The sequence below is a fragment of the Nocardiopsis sp. iso_238 genome, from assembly GCF_056173325.1.
Map to the genome: position 1 here is coordinate 440,506 of NZ_CM149668.1, position 23,968 is coordinate 464,473.

Below are 23,968 nucleotides of genomic sequence, written 5' to 3' on the forward strand. Positions count from 1 at the left end.
GCGTGGGGCAGGGTTGACGCCAGGGGTGCTTGTCATTACCGGGCGATGGACCGAAGGTGGACATAAGGGGATTCAGGGGGAACTGCCTGTCGGTCTCCGGGTGATCGAGTGATTCGTGTCTCAGCGCCCCGCTGGCCAGGGGGAGCGGGACACGGTAGCGTCCCGAACCGTCCCGGTGTCGTCCGAGATTGGGAGGATTGCGAGGGGACCCGCGCAGATGGCGTTCCACGCGTCGACACAGACAGATGAACGAGGGGTGACCATACCCGGACCCGCCTCCCCCAATCGGGGTCCGGACGTGAGCATCCCGCACTGTCGCGCTGAAGCAGCTGGTCAGCGCCCTTAACATCCACCAAGGAAGACCACCGCACCATCGGGAGAACGACGTGCGCCTGCGCTTGCGCCCGCGTGATGACAGTTACTACGAGATGTTCACCGACTCGGCGAACAACCTGGTCATCGGAGCCCGCCTGCTGGTGGAGCTGATGAGCGACGGGGCCGACCGGGAGGCCATCACCGAGAAGATGCGTGCCTGCGAGCACGCCGGTGACGACGCCACCCACGCGATCATGCGCCGACTCAACAAGAGTTCGGCGCCTCCCCTGCACCGGGAGGACATCTACCGCCTGGCCTCCAACCTCGACGACGTCATCGACTCGATGGAGGCGGCCGTCGACCTCATCAACCTGTACGGGCTGGAACAGCTGCCCAAGGGCATCATCGACCAGATCGAGGTGCTGGAGAGGGCGGCCGAACTCACCGCCGAGGCCATGCCCCGTCTGCGGTCCATGAAGGACCTCACCCGCTACTGGATCGAGATCAACCAGCTGGAGAACCAGGCCGACCGCATCTACCGCAAGCTCCTTGCGAAGCTCTTCAGCGGCGAGTACGACGCGCTGACGGTCCTCAAGCTCAAGGACGTCATCGAGGAGCTGGAGACCGCCGCCGACGCCTTCGAGCACGTGGCCAACACGGTGGAGACCATCGTGGTGAAGAACGGCTAGGGCGGCGGCCCCCGACCCCTGATCCGGCGGTCCCCGAACCGGCCCCGGACACCCCCGCGCCCCCAGTCGGCCCTCACTCCCCGGCGTGGGCCTCCAGGGCGATGGCCAGGGCCAGTCGCATGTCGGGCTGGTCCAGGCCGAGCGGGGTCACCTCGGCCATCCTCCGCATCCGGTGCCGGACGGTGTTGGGATGCACCCCCAGCTCCTCGGCGGCCGCGTTGGGGTCGCCCTGGGCCCGGAGCCAGGCGCGCAGGGTGCGCGCGTGTTCCGTGCCGTGCTCGGCGTCGTGCCGGGTCAGGGCGGCCACCGGTCCGTCGGCGGGTCGGCGCCCGGACGCCGAGGCCATCCGCAGACGGTGGATGAGCACGTCGCCCCAGGACTCGTCGTAGGCCACCGCCGCGCCCTCGGGGCGGGCGGCGTGCAGGGTGAGGCTCTCGTCCGCCTCCCTGCGGCTCGCGACCAGACCGGCGAGGTCGGCGGGCGCGCCGATCCCCGCGTTCACCACCACGTGCCCGGGCAGCCCCCGGGTGGTCTCCGCCACCCACGCGCGGGCCGGGGATGGGTCGGCCCCGCAGGGCAGGACCGTGTAGACCGTGCTCCCGAACACCGTGCTCCGGCCCTGGCGCGACCAGCCGAAACCGGTGGTGGCCCGCTCGAAGGTCATGAGGGTGGCGGAGTGGCGCTCGTCGGGTGTGTGCGCCTGGAGGGCGACGACCCGGTGCGGGGTCGCGGCCAGCCCCAGCCGCCCGGCCGCCTCGGTCGGGTCCATGGCGCCCTCCAGCAGACGGCTGACCAGATCCGACTCCACCTGGCGTTCCAGGTCCGCGCTGACTCTCGTGCGCAGCAGGTGCAGGGCCACCGTGCGGGCGCCCTCGGCGAGCAGCGCCGAGCGTTCGGCGTCCAGCGGTCCCGGACAGGCCGCCCACAGCGACCCCAGGAACTCCCGGCCGACCCGGACGGCCACCGCCGTGCGGCCGCCCATCCCCAGTGCGGGCTCGGGCGGGAGGAACACCGGTTCGGTGGACGAGGCCAGGTGCGCGATGACCCCGGTGGCCTCCAGACGGCGCTGGAGCGCCTCAGGGACCCCGCGCCCCAGGATGGTGTCCCAGCGGGCCTGGTCGGCCTCGGACTGGCGGTTCGAGTACGCCAGGACGCGCAGGCGCGGATCCTCGATGGTCACCGGCCCGCCGACCCGCGCGGCGATCGTGTCCGCCAGCGCGGGCAGGTCGGCGGGGCCGCGCCCCGCCTCGGTCTCGCCGCCCTCCAGCACCAGCCCGTAGACCACCCCGGCGACCTGTCCCCAGGACACCGACGGGTCCACTGTCAGCAGCGCGATCCCCTGGCCCCGGGCGCGGACGGCGGCCTCCCCGTGCGGGTCCACCCCGCCCTCCCGCACGACCCGCACCACCACGGCCAGGGACCGGGCGCGCTCGGCCAGCTCGACCGCGTGGAGCGGGTCCTGGACGCCCACGGCGAGCAGGACGTCCGCCTCCTCCGGGCCGGGGTCGGCCGGGTCGTGCACCGCCACCCCGCGCAGCACCGTGTCCGGGGCGGGACGGGGGCCGACCAGCCGGGTGCCGTACGTGCCGAGGATGGTGACCAGCCGGTCCAGCAACACCATCGACGCCACTCCCTTGGACACGTTGTGTGATCCCCACATCAGCGTACGCCGAGATTGTTCCCCGTGGACAAGGGACGCCGCGGTCTTCCGGGAGAGACTCTGGGCGGGTGCGGCTTCGCACCCGACGTCCAGCACAGGAGAACTCGCCATGTCCGGGAAGGGCGCGGGCGCACCGCGTACCGTCATCGTCGTCGGGGCCGGGATCGTCGGTCTCTCGACCGCCTGGTTCCTCCAGAAGTACGGGGTCGGAGTCACCGTGGTCGAACGCGACACGGTGGCCTCGGGCTCGTCCTGGGGCAACGCGGGCTGGATCTCGCCCGGCCTGGCCATCCCGTTGAACGAGCCGGGCGTGCTCGGCAACGGGCTGAGGGCGCTGCTCGACCCCCGGGCCCCGCTGTCCGTCCCGCCCACCACCGACACCGGACTCCTGCACTTCCTGGCCTCGTTCGCCCTGAACAGCAGGCAGTCGACCTGGGAGCGGGCGCTGCGCGGCAACGTGCCGCTCAGCTCGGCCTGCCTGGACGCCTTCGACGAGCTCTTCGAGGGGGGCGTGCACGCCAGGGTCGAGTCGTCCCCGATCACCGCGCTCTTCAGCTCGCGCAAGCACGCGGCCCGGCTCCTCATGGAGCTGGACACCGCCCGCGAGGCGGGCCTGCCGCTCACCTACGCGGCCCTGGAGGGCGAGGCCGCCCGCACCGCCCACCCGCTCGCCTCCGCGCGGGTGCAGGCGGGCGTGCGCATCGACGGACAGCGGTACGTCAACCCCGGCGTGTACACCCACGCGCTCGCGGACGCCGTGCGCGAACGCGGCGGGAGCGTGGTCGAGGGCTTCCGGGTGACCAGGGTGGAGGCCGCCCGCGACGGCGGGTTCCGGCTGCACTCCGCGCACGGTGAGACCGAGACCGGTGACGCCGTCGTGGTGGCCACGGGCGCGTGGCTCGGCCGCCAGGCCCGACCCTGGGGCGTCAACGTGCCCCTCCGCGCCGGACGCGGCTACAGCTTCATGGTCCCCACGGAGCGGATCGTTCCCGGCCCCGTCTACCTGCCCGAGGTCCGGGTGGCCTGCACACCGCACGGCGAGGGCCTGCGCGTGGCCGGAACCATGGAGTTCCGCGCCATCGACGCGCCCCTGCGGGCCGAGCGGGTCCGGGCGATCACCGAGTCCGCCGCGCCCTACCTGGACGGCGTGGACCTGGGGAAGCGCACCGACGAGTGGGTGGGCTCCAGACCCGTCACCTCCGACGGCCTGCCCCTGATCGGCCGCACCGACGTCCCGGGGCTCTACGTGGCGGGCGGACACGGCATGTGGGGGCTCACCCACGGGCCGGTCACCGGACGCCTCCTGGCCCGCACTGTCGCCACCGGAACACCGTCCCCGGCGCTGCGCCCCTTCGACCCCACCCGCTGATCCGGCAGGAACCCGTCCGCGCCCCGTCGAACCCCGACGGGGCGCCTTCGTACAAGGAGACCCCATGGCCTGGCTGACCCCGGGAACCCACCAACGCCTCACCGCCGAACTGGCGGTCCTCACGGGCATGTCCGCCCCCGGAACGGGGGGCTTCACCCTCATCGAGGACAAGGACGCCCGTGAGACCCGCGTCAACCGCATCCAGGAGATCCTCAGGGACGCGGTCATCGGTGAGGCCCCTCCGGACGACGGCATCGCGGAGCCCGGGATGGTCGTCACCGTCCGCTACGGCACCGACCCCGAACCCGAGACCTTCCTGCTGGGGGTGCGCGACCGGGCCGACTCCGACGGCATGCCGGTCTGCTCTCCGGAGTCACCCCTGGGTCAGGCGATCCTCGGCGCCGAGCAGGGGGAGGAGCGCACCTACACGGCACCCAACGGGCGGACACTCAGGGTGAGTCTGGTGCGCGCCGTCCCCTACGGCTCGGAGGTCGCCGAGGTTCCCTGAGTCCGGTGGCGGGGCCGCTCACATCGGGACGGCCCCGCCCCGGGCGCCTAGGGTGGCGGTACCCGCCTCAGGAAGGAACCCCATGGCCGAGGAGATCACCCCGGAGCTCGCCAACAGCGTCCTGGCCGCCCAGCCCTTCAGCCAGCTGGTCAGGGCCCGGATCGCCGTCTTCGAGCCCGGCAGGGCCGTGCTGGAGGTCGACGTCCGCGACGAGCTCCGCCAGCAGAACGGCTTCCTGCACGGAGGGGTGCTCGCCTACGCGGCCGACAACGCGCTCACCTTCGCGGGCGGCACCGTGCTGGGCCCCTCGGTGCTCACCAGCGGGTTCTCCATCGAGTACCTGCGCCCTGCCCAGGGGGTCCTGCTCAGCGCCCGCGCGCACGTCGTCGAGTCCACCCGCCGCCGAGCCGTGTGCCGCTGCGACCTGGTGATGGTCGACGACGGGGAGAGGACCGTGGCGGCGGCGCAGGGCACCATCGCCCTCACAGACCGCTGACGGTCCTCGGCGGCTCGGTGTCGCGGGACAGCAGCGACAGCAGGTACTCGAAGAAGCCGTCCGCGTCGACCTCCTCGACGACCCGCGCGTTGGGCTCCAGCCCGTGGACGCCCCAGGACATGGCCGAGTAGCCGCGGGTGAGCTCCCCGGCGGTCTCCACGTCCACGTGGTACGGCGAGACCGAGCGCACCAGTTCCGGGTGGAGGAGCACCGCCGCCGTCAGCGAGTCCGGGTGCGTGGTGCCGTCGATCCCCACCCTGCGGTCGAACTCCAGGGTGGCGGCGCAGATCCTGGTGAAGAAGCGGGACAGCGGGGTGTCCAGCGCGGCGATCCGGTCCAGCCGGTCCTGCCCGAACACCGCGTGCCGCAGCGTGAGCGGGTCCCACGGGACCACGGTGACGTCGAACCCGGCCGCGAACACCGCCTTGGCGGCCTCGGGGTCCACGTAGAAGTTGAACTCGGCGGCGGCCGTGATGTTGCCCCGCCCGTTGTTGGACCCGCCCATGACGTACAGGGACTTCACGTTGCCCGCGAAGTCGGGGTCCCGGACCACCGCGGCCGCGATGTTGGTGAGCGGACCGATGGCCACGATCGACAGCTCACCGGGGTTCTCGGCGGCCAGGCGTACCAGGGCGTCCACGGCGTGCTCGCCACGGGGCTCCAGCCCGTCCTGGTCCATCGAGAGCCCGCCGGACCCGTCCCCGTGGACGTTCTCGGCGCTCACCCACTCGCGCACCAGGGGACGCCGACACCCCAGGTACACGGGCACGTCGGAGCGCCCGCCCGCGACGTTCAGCGTCAGGAAGGCGTTGCGGACCTGCTGGTCGAAGCCCACGTTCCCGGCGACCATGGTCACCGCCCGCAGGTCGGCCGCCGGGTCGAGCAGCCCGACCAGCAGGGCCACGCAGTCGTCCTGCGCGGTGTCGGTGTCGATCACCAGAGGAACGGCCATCACCCGAACCGGCCGGTGATGTAGTTCTCGGTCTCCTTCTTCTCCGGGCGGGTGAAGATCTGGTTGGTCTCGCCCATCTCGATCAGCTTGCCGGGCTTGCCCGGGGCCGACAGGTTGAAGAAGGCGGTCCGGTCGGAGACGCGGGCGGCCTGCTGCATGTTGTGGGTGACGATCACGATCGTGTAGTCCTCCTTCAGCTTGTGAATGAGGTCCTCGATCGCCAGCGTCGAGATGGGGTCCAGGGCGGAGCAGGGCTCGTCCATGAGCAGGACGGACGGCTTCACGGCCGTGGCGCGGGCGATGCACAGGCGCTGCTGCTGGCCGCCGGACAGGCCCGAACCGGGCTTGTGCAGGCGGTCCTTGACCTCTTCCCAGAGGTTGGCGCCGCGCAGCGACTCCTCGACCAGCCCGTCCGCCTCGGACTTGCTCATCCGCTTGTTGTTGAGCCGCGCCCCCGCGATCACGTTGTCGTAGATCGACATCGTGGGGAACGGGTTGGCCTTCTGGAAGACCATGCCGATCTCGCTGCGCACCATCACCGGGTCGACCTCGCGCCCGTAGATGTCGAGGTCGTCCAGCAGGACCTTGCCCTCGGCGCGGGCGCCGGGGGTGACCTCGTGCATCCGGTTCAGCGTGCGCAGGAAGGTCGACTTGCCGCAGCCGGAGGAGCCGATGAACGCCGTCACGGAGCGGGGCTCGATGGTCATGGACACGTCCTCGACCGCGAGGAAGTCGCTGTAGTAGACGTGCAGTCCGGAGACGTCGATTCGTTTCGCCACAGGAAGTTCCTCGATCTAGCGGGTCTTGGGTGCGAAGAGTCGGCCGATCACACGGGCCAGGACGAACAGCAGCATGACCGTCAGGACCAGCGTCAGCGCTGCGGCCCAGGCCCTCTCGTAGTTGACGGCCCCACCCATGCGGAACTGCGAGTAGATGAACACCGGCAGGCTCATCATCTGCCCGTCGAACAGGTTCCAGTTGATGGACACCGCCGACGATCCCGCGGTGAGGACCAGCGGCGCCGTCTCTCCGATAACGCGCGCGATGGCGAGCATGATTCCGGTGGTCAGACCGGCGGCGGAGGTGGGCAGCACCACCTTGGTGATCGTGCGCCACTTGGGCACGCCCAGGGCGTAGGAGGCCTCGCGCAGGTCGCGGGGGACCAGGCGGAGCATCTCCTCGCTGGACCGGACCACGACCGGGATCATCAGCACGGCGAGGGAGATCGCGCCCGCCGCGCCGTTGGTGTTGCCGGGGCCGAAGAGCATCATCCACAGCGCCACCACGAAGAGGCCGGCGACGATGGACGGGATGCCGGTCATGACGTCCACGAAGAACGTGATGACCTTCTTCAGGCGGCCCTGGGCGTACTCGACCAGGTAGACGGCGGTGAGCACACCGATCGGCACCGAGATGAGCGTCGCCATGCCGGTGATCGCCAGGGTGCCGACGATCGCGTGGTACACGCCGCCCGCGTCCATGCTCGGCAGGACGCCGTTCATCGACACGGACAGGAAGTAGCCGTCGAAGCGGTCCAGCCCGTAGCCGACCACCGTGTACAGCAGCGACACCAGGGGCGCCATCGCGAGCAGGAACGCCGAGTAGACCAGCGAGGTGACCAGGCGGTCCTTGGCCTTGCGGCCGCCCTCGATCCGCGCCGAGGCGGTCACGACGATGACGACGTAGGAGACGGCGGTGAGCAGCGCCCACAGGATGACGCCGAAGGACGAGAAGGCGGCGAGCACGCCCGCGACCACCATGCCGCAGGCGACCAGCAGGACCAGCGGGAAGCGGGTGGGCAGGGCGCCCGAGCGGAGGTCGTTCTCGGGAGCTCCCGCGTCGGGGGCAGGAGGCTGCGTCGTCGTCATGCTCATGCGGACTCCTTGTTGCCCCGGGCCACGACGTAGCGGGCGCCCATGTTGACGGCCAGGGTGATCGCGAACAGGACCAGGCCCGCGGCGATCAGCGCGGACACGCCGTAGCCGGTGGCCTCCGGGTACTGGAGGGCGATGTGCGCGGCGATGGTCTGGTTGCCGCTCTGGAGCAGGTTGAAGGAGATCGCCAGGGACGGGGAGAGGATCATGGCGACCGCCATGGTCTCGCCCAGCGCGCGGCCCATGCCGAGCATGGCGCCGCCGACGATCCCGGACTTGCCGAAGGGCAGGACCGCGAGGCGGATCATCTCCCAGCGGGTGGCGCCCATGGCCAGCGCGGCCTCACGGTGGCCCTGGGGGACCTGGTGGAACACGTCGCGGGACATCGCGGTGATGATCGGCAGGATCATCACGGCGAGGACGATGCCCGCGGTGAGCAGCGTGCGGGCGGAGGTGGAGGCGGGGCCCGCGAAGAGGGGGATCCAGCCGAGGTACGTCGTCATGCCCTCGTAGACCGGGACCAGCTGGGGGGCCAGGACCATCATGCCCCACAGGCCGTAGACCACGCTGGGGATGGCGGCGAGCAGGTCGACCAGGTAGCCGAGCGTGGTGGCGAGCCGCCGGGGCGCGTAGTAGACGATGAACAGCGCGATGCCGATCGCCACCGGAGTGGCCAGCAGGAGCGCGATCGCGGCGGCCATGACGGTGCCGAAGGCCAGCGCGGCCACACCGAACGACGGGTTCTCCCGGACGTTGGCGTTCCATGACTGGTCGGTCAGGAAGTTCGAGGTGTTGGCCAGCAGCGACGGCCAGGCCTGGACCAGGAGGAAGGCGGCCACACCCGCGAGGATCAGCAGGATCAGGATTCCTGATCCTCGGGCGAGCCCGGCGAAAACGACATCGCCGATCCGGCGCTTGCCCGCGGGCGGCGGTGCCGCCTTGGGCGCGTCCGTGGTCGTCATGGATTCTCCGGTTCGGAAAGGTTTGCGGGGCTGGTCATCGGTCCGCGTCCCAGCGGGACGGCGGTGAACCACGCGAGACCCGACCGTGGTGCCACGGTCAACGCGCGGAAAACAGCCGAACCGCGCCGAATGCGAAGGTAGGCGCAGGAAGTGACCAGTTGTCCCAGAGAAGGTGAACGGAAGGTGAACGCGGCGTCGCACTCTTGTGGCGCACAAGGGTTGGCCCGGTGAATGTGACAAGCCGCACGTCGAGCGGGCCTCGGGGGCGGCCCGCGACGGCACTCAGCTCCGCGGGTCGGAGGGGGCGTACATCACGTCCGTGTCCCACATGGAGAAGCCGAGGGACTCGTACAGGCGCACCGCGGCCTCGTTGTCGCCGTCCACGTACAGGTGCACCCAGGGCAGCCCGGCGTCACGCAGGTGGACGAGACCGGCCAGGGTCAGGGCGCGGCCCAGCCCGGTGCCCTGCCACGCGGGGTCGACCCCCACCACGTAGACCTCGCCGACGGCCTCGTCGTCGCTGAGTCCGGCGCCGTCCGCGTGCGTCTTGGTCCAGTGGTAGGCGGCGATCGCTCCGCTGTTCGTGGACGCCACCAGGAACCCTCGGGGGTCGAACCAGTCCTCGACCTCGCGCTGGAGCAGGTCGTCCAGGGTGAGCGAGCCCTGCTCGGGGTGGTCCGCGAACGCGAGCGCGTTGGCCCTCAGCCACGCCTGCTCGTCCTGGCCGACCACGAACGGCCGGATGCGCACCTGGTCCGCGACCTCGGGCCGCAGGACGGGCTCGGGCAGCTCGGGCGCTGTCCACGGTCCGCCCGGGACCTCGGGGCCGAGGTCGCGCAGGGGCATGCGCATCTTGTGGAGTTCGCGGACCGGCGTCCAGCCCTCGGACTCCGCCACCGACACCGCTCCGTGCGTGCGCCCGTGCGCCCACACCCGCACCCCGTGGGGGCCCGCGTCCTCCCGGATCGAGCGCAGCAGCGCGGAACCGTGTCCGCTCCTGCGGTGCTCGGGGTGCACGACGACCTCGCCGGAGTCCGGCTCGCCCTGGCCTCTTTCCACGAACGCGAAGCCCACGACGCGGTCGTCGTGGGAGACCACGTGGAAGCGGCTGCTGCCGGACGGGGCTCCGTGTCTGATCCGGAGCAGGGTGTGCTCGGACAGGGCGGCGGCCCCGTCCTGCGCACGCGCGGCCTCGGCCAGGGCCAGTACGGGCCCGACCAGCTCCGGTGCGAGGTTGTCAGTGACTAGCGGGGTACTCATGAGCCAGAATCCTAGATCGTGTTGGCCGAATTCCCCATGTCGACGCCCGAACTGATGCCCCGAGCGGCCGAATCGGTGCGTGGACCCGGGGCCGGAACCCCGGGTCCACTGGGAGGCGTGTCAGCCCTTGCGTCGTTTGCCCTGGTATCCGGCGCCGAGGCGGACCCGGCGGGTGGGAGCCAGCGGGGTGGCCAGCAGCAGGGCGAGCAGGAACGCCGCGAGCAGGACGGCCGGTGCGATCGAGGGGCCCATGTCCGAGTGGTCGGCGGCGATCTCGGTCTCGGCGTCCTCGTTCGCGGTGGGTGTCACCAGCGGCAGCTCGGCCAGGTCCTCGGCCTCTCCCGGAGCGAGGTCGGGCAGGTCCGCCTCGCTGCGGGGGAGCGTGGGGATGGTCGCGTCGCTGGTGGGGGCGGCACTCACGGTCGAGCGCGGAGGCCGGTTCGGGGTCCTGGCCGGGCCGCGCTCGTTGCCCGAGCCGCCTCCGGCGCTGCTCTCACTGGCGGACGGGGCGGGCGTGGGCGTCCCTGACGGGGTCGGTGACGGGGTCGGCGTGGGGCTGGCGGAGTTCGTGGGGGAGGGCGTCGGCGACGGGCTCGGGGTCCTGGTGGGTTCCCCGGACGGCTCCTCGGTGGGTTCCTCCGTGGGCTCCGAGGGGCTCTCCGTGGGTGTGGGGGTCGGCGAGGGTTCGGGGTCGGTGACCGTCACCGTCCACGGGTCCGACACGACCTCCTTCGCCTGTTCCTCGTCCACGCCCTCACAGCCCTCCTCGGGGGCGGGCGCGTACCGCAGGGTCGCGGTCACCGCGGTGTCCTGCCGGGGTGCGCCCGAGACCGTGCTCTCGGTGGTCACGTCCGGTGCGATCACGGACGCGGTGGGGGCGCCCGCCGGGAACTCGGAGGCGTCGGTCGACAGGTCGAGCAGACAGATCGGGACGGTCCCGGTGTTGGTGACCGAGAGCGTGTTGGGCGGGGCCTCCTCGCCCAGCACGACGGTGTCGTCGCCCCTGGCGAAGGTGATGACGGCGGAGGGCGCGGGGTCGGCGTGCGCCGGCGACATCACGGCGATCAACGTGGAACCGACGAAGGCCGCGCCGAGGACGCTGCTGAGACGGGGTCTGTGGGGGGCGTGGGTAGCGGGGGTCGGCATCGGTGCGATCTCACTCCTCCGGGGGCGCGCCGTCAGCGGCTCGGGCCGCACCCGGCGACGGGCCTCCGCCACGCCTGCCAAGCCCCGTCCGTCGGGTGCCCCACTGATCTTAGGGCGTGGGGGCGTCGAGCACGAGGGTGCGCGCCGCTCCAATCCGGCCGATCCCCGGACACGGTTCCGGGGCGCCCGCGCGGGCGCCCCGGAAGGGTCGGGTGGTGCGGCCGGTCGTTAGGAGGCCCCGGCGGAACGGGTGGCGGGCACGGCCTCCGCCGTCTCCGCCGCCTCGGAGGCCTCCGGCGCCTCCGAGGACGGCTTCTGGGCCGTCCCGGACTTCGAGACCGGGTCCGGCACGAAGCGGTAGCCCACGTTGCGCACGGTGCCGATCAGGGACTCGTACTCCGAGCCCAGCTTGGCGCGCAGGCGCCGCACGTGGACGTCGATGGTCCTGGTCCCGCCGTAGTAGTCGTAGCCCCACACCTCCTGGAGCAGCTGTGCCCGGGTGAAGACCCGCCCGGGGTGCTGCGCCAGGAACTTGAGCAGCTCGAACTCCTTGAAGGTGAGGTCGAGGATGCGGCCGCGCAGGCGGGCGATGTAGGTGGCCTCGTCGATGACCAGGTCGCCCCGGCGGATCTCGTCCGGGTCGTCGGACCCGGCCTCGGCCGCTCCGACCGCCAGGCGCAGACGGGCCTCGACCTCGGCGGGACCGGCGGTGACCAGGATGAAGTCGTCGGCCTGCCAGTCCGGGGTCAGCGCCGCGACGCCGCCTTCGGTGAGGACCACCAGCAGCGGGCAGTCGAGTCCGGTGGTGTCGAGCAGACGGCAGAAGTTGCGGGCCGCCGCCAGGTCCGTTCGCGCATCGACCAGAATGGCGTCAACCGGGGCGCTCGGGTTCCCGCCGGCTCCGGAGGCCAGCAGGGCTCCGGCCTCGGCGGGAGCCACCCGCACCGAGTGCAGGAGGAGTCCGAGGGCGGGAAGAACGTGGTCGGACGGTTCGTTCGAGTTCGTGAGTAACAGCAGATGGCTCATGCGTCTCTTCTCGTCGGCCCGCTTGTGTCGGGCGATCGAAGGCGCCATTGCCCCCGGTGAAGATTTGTCGAATACGTCGCCTCCGAGCAACACCAAGGATAATCAACTGATGGCGAAGTGCACTATCCGGTACTGGGCTTCCGCGAAGGAGGCCGCCGGAACGGCTGAGGAGACAGTCGAAGCCGACACCCTCGCGGCCGCCCTCGAAGCGGCGTGTCTCCTGCACACCGACGACCGTTTCCGGCGTGTGCTGGGGGCTTCGTCGCTCCTAGTGGACGAGCGTCCCGTGGGGCGGCGGGCGCACGGTGAGGTCGCGGTCACGGACGGGACTGTGATCGAGGTCCTACCGCCCTTCGCGGGCGGGTGAGGGGGCCGAGGACGTGGCGGAATCGGAGCGAAACATGACGGAAACCCAGCAGTGGGCGGGAAAGGCGCGCGTGGTCATGCTCGGCAGGGCCGGGTGCCACCTGTGCGAGGACGCGTGGTCGGTCATCGAGCGTGTGACGGACGACCTCGGGGCCGGCCGGGCCGAGCAGGACCTGGCGCAGGTTCCGGAGGCCGACCGCGAGGAGTACTGGGACAAGATCCCGGTGACCTTCGTGGACGGTCGGCAGCACGATTTCTGGCGGGTGTCCGAGGACCGGCTGCGTTCCGCGCTCTCCTCCTGAGCGCCCTTCGCGGGGGCTCTCCCCGGGAACGGGACGGGAGCGGAAATGGCGCCGCCGACCCGTGGCGGTGTCACCGGTAATGTCCGGCGGCGCCTTTTCCGCACCGCCTACGCGTCTCTTCCCGCCACTTCCGTGATCCTTCGGAGGACGGCTTCGGGGCGTCCGCGACTTCTTCCTCCGAGTCGCCGCGCGCTCCACGCCGATGCCCGGAATGCGCGTGATGTGATCTCGTGTTCCGCGCCGGGCTCCCAGGGGTGCATTTGTGGGAACTCGCCCGTGGGGCCTCACACCGGACCCCACTTTGTGCGTGCTTTCACAAGCACGTAATCTGAGGTTCCCACGACCCGTAGGGCGGGGGAGACGCGTGTTCCGGGCCGTCGGCGCCGGAACCGTGCGCCCCACACCCCGCACCCGCCCGAACCGACCGCCCCCCAGGAGCGCCACCCTGTGACAACACGTCCGCCTCGGCCCCGGGAGAGGGGAATCCCGGAGGCCACCGTCGCCCGGCTGCCGGTCTACCTCCGCGCCCTCCAGGCCCTCCAGGACCGTGGCACCGCCACCGTCTCCTCCGAGGGGCTGGCCGGTGCCGCCGGAGTGAACTCGGCGAAGCTCCGCAAGGACCTCTCCCATCTGGGTTCCTACGGGACGAGAGGCGTGGGTTACGAGGTCGAGTACCTCATCTACCAGATCTCGCGTGAGCTTGGTCTCACCCAGGACTGGTCGGTGGCCATCGTCGGCATCGGCAACCTGGGTCGCGCACTGGCCAACTACGGGGGTTTCGGCACCCGGGGGTTCCGGATAGCGGCCCTGCTCGACGCCGACCCGGAGGTGGTCGGGCGGTCCGTCGCGTCGCTGGACGTGAGGCATATTGACAGCCTGGAGGAGGTTGTCCGTTCCAAGGGCGTGTCGATCGGCGTGATCGCCACACCGGCCGGTTCCGCGCAGGGTGTCGCCAGCCGCTTCGTGGAAGCCGGAGTGACCAGCATCCTCAACTTCGCCCCCGTCGTGCTGAATGTGCCGGACGGGGTCGATGTGCGTAAGGTCGACTTGTCCATCGAACTCCAGATCCTCGCCTTCCACGCGCAGCGCAGGGCCGACGGCGACGGCCGAACGTACGGGTCGGGGCTGGAAGTGACATGAGACGGACCGGGTCCTGGGGCAGGGGTCCCCAGGCCCGAGCGGCGGCGAAGAGCGAGCGTACGCCGCGTTTCGGGGGGTAGACGGCGGTGGTCCGCGACCGTGCCCGAACATGGAGAGACATAGTGCCTGCATAGGAGTGCGGATGAGTGTCCTGGCCGTGGGGTTGAGCCATCGGAGTTCGCCGGTGGCGCTGCTCGAACGTGTCGCGTTGAACGGCGAGACACGCACCAGGGCGGTCGGTGAGATGGTGGGCTCCGACGCGGTCAACGAGGTCATGGTGGTCTCCACCTGCAACCGCACCGAGGTCTACGCCGACGTCGAGAACCTCCACGGCGGGGTCGCGGCCATCACCGAACTCCTCTCCTGGCACACGGGCGTCACCCTCGGGGAGCTCAACGAGCACCTCTACGCGCACTTCGAGGACAACGCCGTCCAGCACCTGTTCTCCGTCACCTGCGGCCTCGACTCCATGGTCGTCGGCGAGGGCCAGATCCTCGGCCAGGTCCGCGACGCCCTCAAGGAGGGCCAGGAGACCGGTTCGGTCGGACGGGTCCTCAACGACCTCGGCCAGCGCGCCCTGCGCGTGGGCAAGCGCGCCCACACCGAGACCCACCTGGACCACGCCGGGGCCGACATGGTCAGCTTCGGCCTCACCATCGCCACCCGGGACCTCGCGGTCACCCCGGACCCGTCGCTGCCCGCCGCGGAGGTCACCCCGCCCGCGGGCTGCCCCATGTCCGGCCAGGGCCCCCGCACCACCGACGTCTCCGAGCGATCCGAGCCCCGCACCCTCGGCGCCGCCCTCCCCGCCGGTCCGCTCACCGGCTCCCGCGTGCTGGTCCTCGGCGCGGGCTCCATGAGCGCCCTGTCCGCCAACACCGTCGCCCGCCAGGGCGCCGGGACGGTCGTCGTCGCCAACCGCACGCCCGAGCGCGCCGCGCGGCTGGCCGAGTGCCTCAACGAGGCCTACGACACCGTGCGCGCCGGTTCGGTGCCCTTCACCGACGCCGCCGCCGCCCTCAACGAGGTCGACCTCGTCATCTCCTGCACCGGAGCCCAGGGCCTCGTGCTCACCGCCGACGCCGTGGCCGCCGCCACCGAGGGCCGCACCCGCCCCCTGGTCTTCCTGGACCTGGCCCTGCCCCGCGACATCGACCCCGGCGTGCGCGAGCTCCCCGGGGTCCACCTCGTGGACATCGAGGACCTGCGCCAGGCCGTCGCCACCGGGTCCGACCACGACCCCGGCCACTCCAACGCCCTTCCGGTCGTGCGCGGGATCGTCGACGAGGAGGTCAACGAGTTCCGCGCGATCCGCCGCGCCAACGAGGTCGCCCCCACCGTCGTCGCCCTGCGCGCCCAGGCCCGCGACGTGGTGGAGTCCGAGCTCTCCCGCCTCCACGGCCGCCTCCCCGACGACCTCGACGACCGCACCCGCGAGGAGATCGGCCGCGCCATGCGCCGCGTCGCGGACAAGCTGCTGCACAGACCGACCGTGCGCGTGAAGGAACTGGCTGCGGCCCCGGACGGTGAGTCCTACGAGGCCGCCCTGCGCCAGCTGTTCGACCTCGACCTCCAGATCCCGAAGGCCCCGGACGGGGAGACCTGTCCCGGGCGCCGCAGCCCCGCCGCGCGGCCCGCACAGGAGAAGGCATGACCGCAGAAGGCACGACCTCCGTACCCGCCAGGCTCGGCACCCGCCGCAGCACCATGGCCACCACCCAGTCCCAGGGCGTCGCTGACACGATCACCGAGCGGACCGGCCAGGCGATCGAACTGGAGCTCATCACGAGCTTCGGCGACGTCACCAAGGCCCACCTGACCCAGCTCGGCGGCACCGGCGTGTTCGTCAACGCCCTGCGCGACGAGCTGGTCGCCGGAACCATCGACTTCGCGGTGCACTCCCTCAAGGACCTGCCCACCGCCCCCGCCGAGGGACTGGTCCTGGCGGCCATCCCCGAGCGGGACGACCCCCGCGACGCCCTGTGCGCCCGCGACGGGCTCAAGTTCGCGGACCTCCCCGCCGGGTCCAAGGTCGGCACGGGCTCCCCGCGCCGCGTCGCCCAGCTGTCCGCGCTCCGCCCCGACCTCGTCTACGTCCCCATCCGGGGCAACGCCGAGACCCGCCTGGGCAAGGTCACCTCCGGCGAACTCGACGCCGTGGTCCTGGCCTACGCCGGACTGGGCCGGGTCGGCCGCCGTGACGACGTCACCGACGTCTTCGCACCCGAGCAGATGCTGCCCGCCCCCGGTCAGGGCGCCCTGGCCATCGAGTGCCGGACCGAACGCGCCGGTTCCGACCTCGCCTACCTGGGCTCCGTCGACCACCCGGCCACCCGCGCCGAGGTCGTCGCGGAGCGCACCGTGCTGTCGGAGCTGGAGGCCGGGTGCGCCGCCCCGGTCGGCGCCTACGCCGAGTACGCCGAGGGCCGCCTGCGCCTGCGCGCCGCCGTGGTCGCCACCAACGGCGCCACCGCCGTGCGCCGTGAACGCACCATCGACCTGGCGTCGCCGGAGGACCTCGACACGGCCGTCGGGCTCGGCCGCGACCTGGCCCGCCAGATGATCGCCGAGGGCGCCGACCGCATCGTCGCCGAGGCCTTCGCCGAGCGGGACACCCCCTAGACCGTGTTCCCCGGACCGCGTCCGCCTCGCACGCCGCTGACCAGACCCGACGGACGGCCGACCCCGGGTGGGCCGCCGCCGTGCGAGGCCGCGGAGCGGGGCGCAGCGGGGGCACCGTCGCCCGTCGCCCGCGAGAGAGGGTCCGGCCACCACCGCACCACCACCTCCCTGTCACCGCCCCGGACTCCGCGCCCCGGGGCGCGGGCGACCCACACACGAGGAGCCAGTACGTGAACGCCAACGCCAGCCCCCAGCCGGAGGAACCGCGTCGCCGCGAGCGCGGGTCCGGTCACGTCGCCCTGGTCGGTGCCGGTCCGGGAGGTGCCGACCTGCTGACTCTGCGCGGGGCCGAGCTGCTGAGCCGGGCCGACGTGGTCGTCACCCTCAGGGAGCCCGCCGCCGAGGAGCTCGCCGGTTTCCGTGAGGAACTGCTGGCGCACTGCTCCGAGGACGTCACGGTGGTGGAGGCCGCCGAGTGCGGTGGCGACGTGAACGCGCTCGCCGTCACCCGTGCCCGCGAGGGTCAGCGGGTCGTGCGCCTGTACTCGGGCGACCCGTTCTTCGGCTGCCGGGGCGCCGCCCTGGTCGCCGCGTGCCGCGAGGCCGGGATCGAGGTCGAGGTGGCCCCCGGGGTCTCCTCCATCACCTCCGTCCCGACCTTCGGCGGCATCTCCCTTCTCGGGGACGACGAGGCCGAGCTGCGCGTGCTGCACGCCCGCCCGCACGGCGACCGGGAGGTCGACTGGCAGGACGCCGCCGCCAGCGACGCCCCGCTGGTCATCCTGGGCGCCGACGCCCCTCCGGAGGAGGCGCCCGAGCACCGGGGCCCCGGCTTCGACGTCGTGTGCAAGGCCCTCATCGCCGGTGGCCGCCCCGCCACCACCCCGGTCGCGGTCGTGCGCGCCGGGGGCACCACCCGGCAGACCACCGTCACCTCGACGCTGGGCCGCCTGGTGGCCGAACTCAAGTCCACCGACGCCAAGAACCACCACGTCACGGCGCCCGCGCTGATGATCGTCGGTTCCCCGGTGGCCCGCCAGGCCGAGCAGTCCTGGTACGAGACCCGGCCGCTGTTCGGCTGGCGCGTCCTGGTGCCCCGCACCAAGGAGCAGGCCGTGGCCCTCTCCGACCAGCTGCGCGGCTACGGCGCGGTGCCCGAGGAGGTGCCCACCATCTCCGTGGAGCCCCCGCGCACCCCGCAGCAGATGGAGCGCGCCGTGCGCGGTCTGGTGACCGGCCGCTACCAGTGGGTGGCCTTCACCTCCGTGAACGCGGTCCGCGCCATCCGTGAGCGGCTGGAGTCCTACGGCCTGGACGCCCGCGCGTTCGCCGGGGTCAAGGTCGCCGTGGTGGGTGACGCCACCGCGCAGGCCGTCCGCGACTTCGGCATCCAGCCCGACCTGGAGCCCGCCGAGGACGCCCAGTCCAGCAAGGGGCTGGTCGAGGTCTGGCCGCCCTACGACGCCGAGATCGACCCCATCGAGCGGGTCCTGCTGCCGCGCGCGGACATCGCCACCGAGACCCTCGCCGCCGGGCTCACCGACCTCGGCTGGGAGATCGACGACGTCACCGCCTACCGGACCGTCCGGGCGGCGCCCCCGCCCCAGCCGGTCCGCGAGGCGATCAAGGGCGGCGGCTTCGACGCCGTGCTCTTCACGTCCTCGTCCACGGTCCGCAACCTCGTGGGGATCGCGGGGAAGCCGCACAACACCACCGCGATCGCCGTGATCGGCCCGGAGACCGAGAAGACGGCGATCGAGTTCGGCCTGCGTGTGGACGTGGTCGCGCCGAAAGCCTCGGTTTCCGCCCTCGCGGAGGCGCTTTCGGAGTACGGTGCGGCCAAGCGCCAGGAGGCGATCGACGCGGGCAAGCCGGTCCTCAAGCCGAGCCAGAAGCGCCGCGGCCGCCGCCGCAAGCTCTGAGCAGTGAACCCCGAACCGTGCCCTCGGTTCCCGACCACCACCCAGCCCATCCGGGAGTACCCATGACCGCCGCCAGCCATGACGCCGAGTTCCCCGTCGCCCGGCCGCGCCGACTGCGCCGAGGACCGGCGCTGCGTCGTCTGGTCGCGGAGACCCGGGTGCTCCCGGAGAACCTGATCCTGCCGATGTTCGTCAAGGAGGGGCTCACCGAACCGGTGGCGATCTCCTCGATGCCCGGTCAGGTGCAGCACACCCGGGACAGCCTGCGCAAGGCCGCCCGGGAGGCGGTCGAGGCCGGTGTCGGCGGCCTGATGCTGTTCGGTATCCCCGAACACAAGGACTCCGTCGGGTCGCAGGCCGACGACCCCGACGGTGTGGTCCAGGTGGCGCTGCGCGACCTCGCGGACGAGGTCGGGGACGACATCGTGGTGATGGCCGACCTCTGCCTGTGCGAGTACACCGACCACGGCCACTGCGGTCCGCTGGAGCAGGACGGGCACGTCAACAACGACCTCACCTTGGAGCGGTACGCGTCCATCGCCGTCGCCCAGGCCCAGGCCGGTGCCGCCGTGGTCGCCCCCAGCGGCATGATGGACGGCCAGGTCGGCGCGATCCGCGCCGGACTGGACCGCGCCGGATTCCCGCACGTGCCGATCCTGGCCTACGCGGCCAAGTACGCCTCCGTGTTCTACGGGCCCTTCCGCGAGGCGGCCGAGGGCGCTCCCCAGTTCGGGGACCGTTCCGGCTACCAGCAGGATCCGGCCAACGTCCGCGAGTCCCTGCGCGAGGTGGCCCTGGACGTCGCGGAGGGCGCCGACATGGTCATGGTCAAGCCGGGGCTGGCCTACCTCGACGTGGTCGCCAAGGTCGCGGAGACCTCCCCGGTGCCCGTGTCGGCCTACCAGGTCAGTGGCGAGTACGCGATGATCGAGGCGGCGGCCGAGAAGGGCTGGCTCGACCGGGAGCGGGCGATCCTGGAGACGCTGACGTCCTACCGGCGCGCGGGGGCCGAACAGATCCTCACGTACTGGGCGACCGAGGCGGCCCGCCTGCTGCGCTGACGCGTCCAGGCCCACGCCCCGGTCGCGGCCGCCGGGCGCCCGGCCCTTCCACCGGCCGCGCCCGCACCGATCACGACCGGGGAGACCCAGATGGCCGACGTGTTGTACCGACGTAAACGACGCCACGCAACGGACAGCATGCTGGAGTCGGCCCTGCGTTTCGCCGAGCTGGGCTGGCCGGTGGTGCGGGGCACGTCCCCGGGTGAGGACCGCGCGTGTACGTGCGACCGGATGGGCTGCCCGGACCCGGCGGCGCACCCGGTCACCGCCGCCTGGGGGGTGGAGGCCAGCACCGACACCGAGACCATCCGCCGGTGGTGGACGGCCGACCCGCGGGCGAACATCGTGCTCCCGACCGGCCGGGTCTTCGACGTCCTGGACGTCCCCCGTGAGGCCGGTGTGATGGCTCTGGCCCGCATGGGCCGCGCGGGCGTACCCGCGGGCCCGGTCGCGGCCCTGGACTCCCGCTACATGTTCTTCGTCGCCACCCGTTCCCCGATGGACGAGGACGAGTGGTGGTCGTGCCACCTGGACTGCGTCCCCGAGGCCGTCGAGGCGATGCCGGGCCTGCGCTGGCACTGCCGGGACAGCTTCGTCCTGGGCGCCCCCTCCGCCCTGCCCTCCGGCGGTCGCGTCACCTGGATCCGCAACCCCCGCGACGTGGAGGGCGCCGTGGTCCTGCCGGACCCGATCGCGGTCCTCGACATCCTCAACGACGCCAGCGAGGAGTTCGCCGTCCCGGGCGCCTGAACGCCTCCGGTACCTGAACGCCCCCGGCACGCGGGTGACTCCGGTCGGAGCCCCGCTCAGGCGCGGCGGTCACCGACCCACAGGGCCAGTGCCGTGCGGTCGCGCAGGTCCAGCTTGCGCAGGATGCTCGTCACGTGGTTCTTGGCCGTGCCCTCGGTGATGAACAGGGTGCGGGCGATCTCCCGGTTGGTCGCCCCCGTGCCCACCATGCGCGCCACCTCCCACTCGCGCCCGGACAGCGCGGCGGGTCGTACCGGGGAGGGCTCGGACGCCGGAGGAGCGGTGAGGGCGGCGACCAGGTGGTCTGCGGCCGGACCGCCCAGGACGGTCTCGCCGCGCGCAGCCTGACGGATCGCCAGCACCAGTTCGTCCGGGGGGACGTCCTTGAGCAGGTAGCCCCGGGCGCCCGCGCGCAGCCCGCCGAAGACGAGCGCGTCGTCGTCGAACGTGGTCAGGATGACGGCGGGCACCCCCGGGTGGTCGGCGCGCATCCGGGTGATCAACTCGATCCCGTCCATGCGCGGCATACGGGCGTCCACCAGGGCCACGTCCGGCGGCGGCGCCGAGGCCAGGAACTCCAGGGCCTCCACCCCGTCGGCCGCGTCCCCGACGACCTCGACGCCCTCCTCGATCTCCAGCAGTTTGCGCAGCCCCTGCCGCAGCAGGACCTGGTCGTCCACGATCAGCACCGAGACCGGCCTCATCCGGTACCCCCGACCACGGCCGGGGCGGCCTGTTCGGCGGGGACGGTCACCAGGAGCCGGAAGCCGCCGCCCGGCGGGTTCCCGGTGCTCAGGGAACCGTCCACGGCGGCCACCCGCTCGCGCAGGCCCCGCAGGCCGAATCCGCCGCGGGCCGCCCCCTCAGCGGCGCCGGTGCCGTTGTCGGTCACCGACACGTACGCGCCCTGCGCCGAGCCGCCCGCCTCCACCTCGATCCGGTCGCCGCCCGCGTGGCGCATCGCGTTGGTCAGCCCCTCCTGGAGCGCCCGGTAACAGACCAGCTCCGCCTCCTGGGACAGGTGCGGCCAGGACCCGGAGTCGGTGAAGACGACGCGCGCACCGCCGCCGTCGAAGGACTCGGCCATCGCCCGCATGGCCGCCGTGCCCGCGTGCCCCTCCAGCTGGAGCGGGCGCAGGGCGCGCACCCAGCGGCGGGTGTCGGTGAGGGCGTCCCGGGCGAGCTCCCGGGCCTGCTCCACCTCCTCCCAGGCGGCGTCGGGGCGGGCGGAGCGGAAGCGCAGGGCGTTCGAGAGCGTCATGGCCAGGGCGGTCAGGTAGTGCCCGGTGCTGTCGTGCATCTCCCTCGACATGCGCGCCCGCTCCTCCGCGACCGTCAGCTCACGCACGCGCTCCGCGTGGCGGCGCAGTTCCGTGTGGGCCTCCTCCAGTTCGGCCAGCAGCTCACGGGTCCGTTCGGCCCGCTGGGAGGCCACGAGCAGGGCGACGTACACCAGGCCGGACGCCAGCACCAGGATCAGCGCGCTGCCGGTCGTCACGAGGCCGATGAGCAGCGGGTCGCCGGGGAGCAGCAGGACGAGCAGGAGGTTCACCCCGCCGAGGAAGGCCGCGTAGCCGCAGGCCCCGGCGATCCCGAACACGGCGATGGCGTTCATCGTGGCCAGGCACACCAGGACCAGCACGGTGTAGTTGTTGGAGGCCAGCGAGAACACGGACACGGCCAGGAACAGGACGCTGGCCGCGCGGTGCCCCCACCCCGCCGAGGGCGACCAGGCCAGGAGCGGCCAGAGCGCGCAGGAGACCACCAGACACGCGATGATCACCGGGATCACCACGTCGACCACCGGGTCGCCGGAGGGGAACGTCTCCGGCGCGACGAGGAACACGAACCCGTAGGTCAGTCCGGTCGAGACCACGGCGGCCCAGAACAGCAGGTTCAGGACCCGGGGAGGGCGGTCTGCGCGGAGCGTCACCCACGAGGAGAGGTCGGGCAGGGAATCCTTCTTCCGCATTCTTCGAGAGTAGCCGCGAGGCGGTGCCCGGAAATGCCCGAAGGGTCATGGATACGGGCATGTTCCGACCATGACCTCCGGCATGTCCCGCCCCCGACCAGGCACATGACCGGTGCGTGCCCCGGGCTCGATGTGTCCGCCGCGCGGAATTCCTAACGTTTCTCCCATCGACGAATCGAGCGAATCGAAAGGTGGGAGTCGCATGGCGGCGAACTCGGCGGAAACCGTTGTCGGAAGGGGGGCCGTCCCCGTTCCGTGGGTCGGGGCGGTGCTCGCCTCGCTCATGGCGCTGCTCGCCGTGGCGGTGACCGTGACCCTGTGGCCGGAGATCCCGGAGGTGGTCCCCAGCGGGAAGGTCGGGCTCGACGGCGAGCCCACGATGACGCCCCGCTGGCTGTTCACCACGGCGGCGCCGGGGACGATCCTGCTGCTGGTCGCGGCGCTGACCCTCGGCGCGCGTCTGGGGGCCGGGTTCCAGCGCGCCCTCCGGCTGCCGGTGTTCTGGTCCGGGCGTTCGCTGGGCCGGCTGCTGGACCTGCACCTGGCCGTGCTGGCGGCGTTCCTGCTGGCCGTGCACGTGGTCATCCTGCACTCGGAGGCCGGGCGCGCCCTGCCGCTGTCCACCGACCAGCTGATGGCCCTCCTGCTGGCGGTCTTCCTGGTCGCCCTCGGCCTGCTGGTCCCGGTGGTGCGTGCCCGTGAGGGCCTCGACACCCCCGCCGTCCGCTGGTGGAGCCGGGCGCGCTGGTCCGTGGGCGGGGGTGTCGTGGCGGTCGGCGTGCTCACGGGGGCCGTGGGCCTCCTGCTCCCGGAGCCCCGGTGGGCGGCCCTCACGGGGCTGCTGCTGATGCCCGTGATCCTGCTGGGGTGCGCGGTGCCCTTCGTCGGCCGCCAGTCGTGGCGCGACGGAGTGCGCTAGATCTCGGTGGCGTTGACCACGATGCCGTCGTGGTCGCTGTAGAGCCACTCTCCCGGGACGAACGTGACGTCCCCGAAGGTCACCGGTACGTCCTGGCGTCCGGCGGCGTCCTTGAGGGACTTGCGGGGGTTGGAGCCCAGGGCCTTGACCCCGAGCTCCAGCCCGCCCAGGGCGGCGGTGTCGCGGACGGCGCCGTTGACGACCACCCCGGCCCAGCCGTTGCGCACGGCGGCCTCGGCGATCATGTCGCCCATCAGGGCGCTGCGCAGGGAGCCGTTGCCGTCCACCACCAGGACGGATCCCTCACCGGGGGTGTTGAGGATCTGCTTGACCAGCCCGTTGTCCTCGTGGCAGCGGACGGTGCGGATCGGCCCGGAGAACACCTCGTGCCTCCCGAACTGGCGGAACTGCGTGGAGCAGCTGCGCAGGGTGTCGCCGTGGTCGTCGATCAGGTCCGCCGTGGTGAAGTCCGTGGCCATGACAGCTCCGGTCCGTGAGGAGTGAGTGGACGAGCCCAAGTTACTGGTCGGTAGAGCAGCGGTTCCCGACCGGGGCCCGTTCCCCTCTTTGGTCGATGGGCCGTGTCTCTTTCGTTGGTGTTCGGGCTTCCACGGTCTCAGAGGGGTTCCACGGATGACAGGATAAGGACCTTCCCGT

The 23,968-nt window shown here is 72.2% G+C and carries 24 protein-coding genes; 13 read left to right on the top strand and 11 right to left on the bottom strand.

What is annotated here, in order from left to right:
* Positions 1–386: 386 nt before the first annotated feature.
* Entirely contained in the window at positions 387–1,004 is a 618-nt protein-coding gene (locus tag AC0VYL_RS01985; protein WP_357756546.1) for a DUF47 domain-containing protein, read from the top strand.
* Between the two features lie 73 nt (positions 1,005–1,077).
* On the opposite strand, the gene AC0VYL_RS01990 is transcribed toward AC0VYL_RS01985, so the two are convergent.
* Positions 1,078–2,625, bottom strand: coding sequence for a PucR family transcriptional regulator (locus AC0VYL_RS01990; protein WP_475483450.1), 1,548 nt, complete (start codon positions 2,623–2,625; stop codon positions 1,078–1,080).
* A 148-nt stretch (positions 2,626–2,773) separates the two neighbouring features.
* Between AC0VYL_RS01990 and AC0VYL_RS01995 the strand changes: the two genes are divergently transcribed.
* From AC0VYL_RS01995 to AC0VYL_RS02005, 3 genes are all read left to right on the top strand, one after another.
* Positions 2,774–4,033, top strand: coding sequence for an NAD(P)/FAD-dependent oxidoreductase (locus tag AC0VYL_RS01995; protein WP_475458481.1), 1,260 nt, complete (start codon positions 2,774–2,776; stop codon positions 4,031–4,033).
* Positions 4,034–4,097: 64 nt separating this feature from the next.
* Positions 4,098–4,541, top strand: a complete 444-nt coding sequence (locus AC0VYL_RS02000; protein ID WP_475482150.1) for a GreA/GreB family elongation factor — start codon at positions 4,098–4,100, stop codon at positions 4,539–4,541.
* An 82-nt stretch (positions 4,542–4,623) separates the two neighbouring features.
* Entirely contained in the window at positions 4,624–5,037 is a 414-nt protein-coding gene (locus tag AC0VYL_RS02005; RefSeq protein ID WP_475458486.1) for a PaaI family thioesterase, read from the top strand.
* Here the strand turns inward: AC0VYL_RS02005 and AC0VYL_RS02010 are convergent.
* The 7 genes from AC0VYL_RS02010 to AC0VYL_RS02040 form a co-directional block, all read right to left on the bottom strand.
* Positions 5,024–5,989 (bottom strand): nucleoside hydrolase, encoded by a 966-nt coding sequence (locus AC0VYL_RS02010; protein WP_475482151.1) that lies wholly within the window; start codon positions 5,987–5,989, stop codon positions 5,024–5,026. The two genes, AC0VYL_RS02005 and AC0VYL_RS02010, sit on opposite strands and share 14 nt — an antisense overlap.
* Complete coding sequence (gene pstB / locus AC0VYL_RS02015; RefSeq protein WP_475458504.1) at positions 5,989–6,768, bottom strand: phosphate ABC transporter ATP-binding protein PstB; 780 nt, start codon at positions 6,766–6,768, stop codon at positions 5,989–5,991. The genes AC0VYL_RS02010 and pstB overlap by 1 nt, the downstream gene beginning before the upstream one ends.
* Positions 6,769–6,783: 15 nt before the next feature.
* Positions 6,784–7,863 (bottom strand): phosphate ABC transporter permease PstA, encoded by a 1,080-nt coding sequence (pstA, locus tag AC0VYL_RS02020; RefSeq protein ID WP_475482152.1) that lies wholly within the window; start codon positions 7,861–7,863, stop codon positions 6,784–6,786.
* A complete protein-coding gene (pstC, locus tag AC0VYL_RS02025) occupies positions 7,860–8,825 on the bottom strand; it encodes a phosphate ABC transporter permease subunit PstC (protein WP_475458508.1) in 966 nt (321 codons plus the stop codon). The genes pstA and pstC overlap by 4 nt, the downstream gene beginning before the upstream one ends.
* A gap of 282 nt (positions 8,826–9,107) precedes the next feature.
* Positions 9,108–10,085 carry a mycothiol synthase gene (mshD, locus tag AC0VYL_RS02030; RefSeq protein WP_475482153.1) on the bottom strand — a complete coding sequence of 326 codons (978 nt, stop codon included), beginning with the start codon at positions 10,083–10,085 and terminating at the stop codon, positions 9,108–9,110.
* 120 nt (positions 10,086–10,205) lie between these two features.
* Positions 10,206–11,231: a hypothetical protein gene (locus AC0VYL_RS02035; RefSeq protein ID WP_475482154.1), complete on the bottom strand. Its 1,026-nt coding sequence runs from the start codon at positions 11,229–11,231 to the stop codon at positions 10,206–10,208.
* A 228-nt stretch (positions 11,232–11,459) separates the two neighbouring features.
* Complete coding sequence (locus tag AC0VYL_RS02040; RefSeq protein ID WP_475482155.1) at positions 11,460–12,257, bottom strand: winged helix-turn-helix transcriptional regulator; 798 nt, start codon at positions 12,255–12,257, stop codon at positions 11,460–11,462.
* A 109-nt stretch (positions 12,258–12,366) separates the two neighbouring features.
* On the opposite strand from AC0VYL_RS02040, the gene AC0VYL_RS02045 reads away from it, so the two are divergent.
* The 8 genes from AC0VYL_RS02045 to AC0VYL_RS02080 all read left to right on the top strand — a co-directional run bounded on the left by AC0VYL_RS02045 (position 12,367) and on the right by AC0VYL_RS02080 (position 20,420).
* Positions 12,367–12,624 (top strand): MoaD/ThiS family protein, encoded by a 258-nt coding sequence (locus tag AC0VYL_RS02045; protein WP_475458518.1) that lies wholly within the window; start codon positions 12,367–12,369, stop codon positions 12,622–12,624.
* 34 nt (positions 12,625–12,658) lie between these two features.
* The gene (locus AC0VYL_RS02050) at positions 12,659–12,925 is read left to right on the top strand and encodes a glutaredoxin family protein (protein ID WP_475482156.1); all 267 of its coding nucleotides are present in this window, start codon (positions 12,659–12,661) and stop codon (positions 12,923–12,925) included.
* A gap of 447 nt (positions 12,926–13,372) precedes the next feature.
* Positions 13,373–14,065 (top strand): redox-sensing transcriptional repressor Rex, encoded by a 693-nt coding sequence (locus AC0VYL_RS02055; RefSeq protein WP_475458523.1) that lies wholly within the window; start codon positions 13,373–13,375, stop codon positions 14,063–14,065.
* 142 nt (positions 14,066–14,207) lie between these two features.
* On the top strand, positions 14,208–15,719 hold the full coding sequence (locus AC0VYL_RS02060) for a glutamyl-tRNA reductase (protein WP_475458525.1): 1,512 nt from the start codon (positions 14,208–14,210) through the stop codon (positions 15,717–15,719).
* The gene (hemC, locus tag AC0VYL_RS02065) at positions 15,716–16,687 is read left to right on the top strand and encodes a hydroxymethylbilane synthase (protein WP_475482157.1); all 972 of its coding nucleotides are present in this window, start codon (positions 15,716–15,718) and stop codon (positions 16,685–16,687) included. Before AC0VYL_RS02060 ends, hemC begins: the two co-directional genes overlap by 4 nt.
* A gap of 230 nt (positions 16,688–16,917) precedes the next feature.
* Positions 16,918–18,609, top strand: a complete 1,692-nt coding sequence (locus tag AC0VYL_RS02070) for a bifunctional uroporphyrinogen-III C-methyltransferase/uroporphyrinogen-III synthase (protein ID WP_475482158.1) — start codon at positions 16,918–16,920, stop codon at positions 18,607–18,609.
* 62 nt (positions 18,610–18,671) lie between these two features.
* On the top strand, positions 18,672–19,670 hold the full coding sequence (gene hemB / locus AC0VYL_RS02075) for a porphobilinogen synthase (protein ID WP_475458531.1): 999 nt from the start codon (positions 18,672–18,674) through the stop codon (positions 19,668–19,670).
* A 138-nt stretch (positions 19,671–19,808) separates the two neighbouring features.
* On the top strand, positions 19,809–20,420 hold the full coding sequence (locus AC0VYL_RS02080; RefSeq protein WP_475462909.1) for a bifunctional DNA primase/polymerase: 612 nt from the start codon (positions 19,809–19,811) through the stop codon (positions 20,418–20,420).
* A 56-nt stretch (positions 20,421–20,476) separates the two neighbouring features.
* On the opposite strand, the gene AC0VYL_RS02085 is transcribed toward AC0VYL_RS02080, so the two are convergent.
* Together AC0VYL_RS02085 and AC0VYL_RS02090 are read right to left on the bottom strand one after the other, a co-directional pair.
* A complete protein-coding gene (locus tag AC0VYL_RS02085) occupies positions 20,477–21,124 on the bottom strand; it encodes a response regulator (protein WP_475482159.1) in 648 nt (215 codons plus the stop codon).
* On the bottom strand, positions 21,121–22,392 hold the full coding sequence (locus AC0VYL_RS02090; RefSeq protein ID WP_475482160.1) for a sensor histidine kinase: 1,272 nt from the start codon (positions 22,390–22,392) through the stop codon (positions 21,121–21,123). The genes AC0VYL_RS02085 and AC0VYL_RS02090 overlap by 4 nt, the downstream gene beginning before the upstream one ends.
* A gap of 202 nt (positions 22,393–22,594) precedes the next feature.
* Here AC0VYL_RS02090 and AC0VYL_RS02095 point away from each other — a divergent pair, with 202 nt between their 5' ends.
* Entirely contained in the window at positions 22,595–23,311 is a 717-nt protein-coding gene (locus AC0VYL_RS02095) for a hypothetical protein (RefSeq protein WP_475482161.1), read from the top strand.
* Here AC0VYL_RS02095 and rraA read toward each other — a convergent pair.
* Positions 23,308–23,790: a ribonuclease E activity regulator RraA gene (gene rraA, locus AC0VYL_RS02100; RefSeq protein ID WP_475458540.1), complete on the bottom strand. Its 483-nt coding sequence runs from the start codon at positions 23,788–23,790 to the stop codon at positions 23,308–23,310. The two genes, AC0VYL_RS02095 and rraA, sit on opposite strands and share 4 nt — an antisense overlap.
* Between the last annotated feature and the right edge of the window lie 178 nt (positions 23,791–23,968).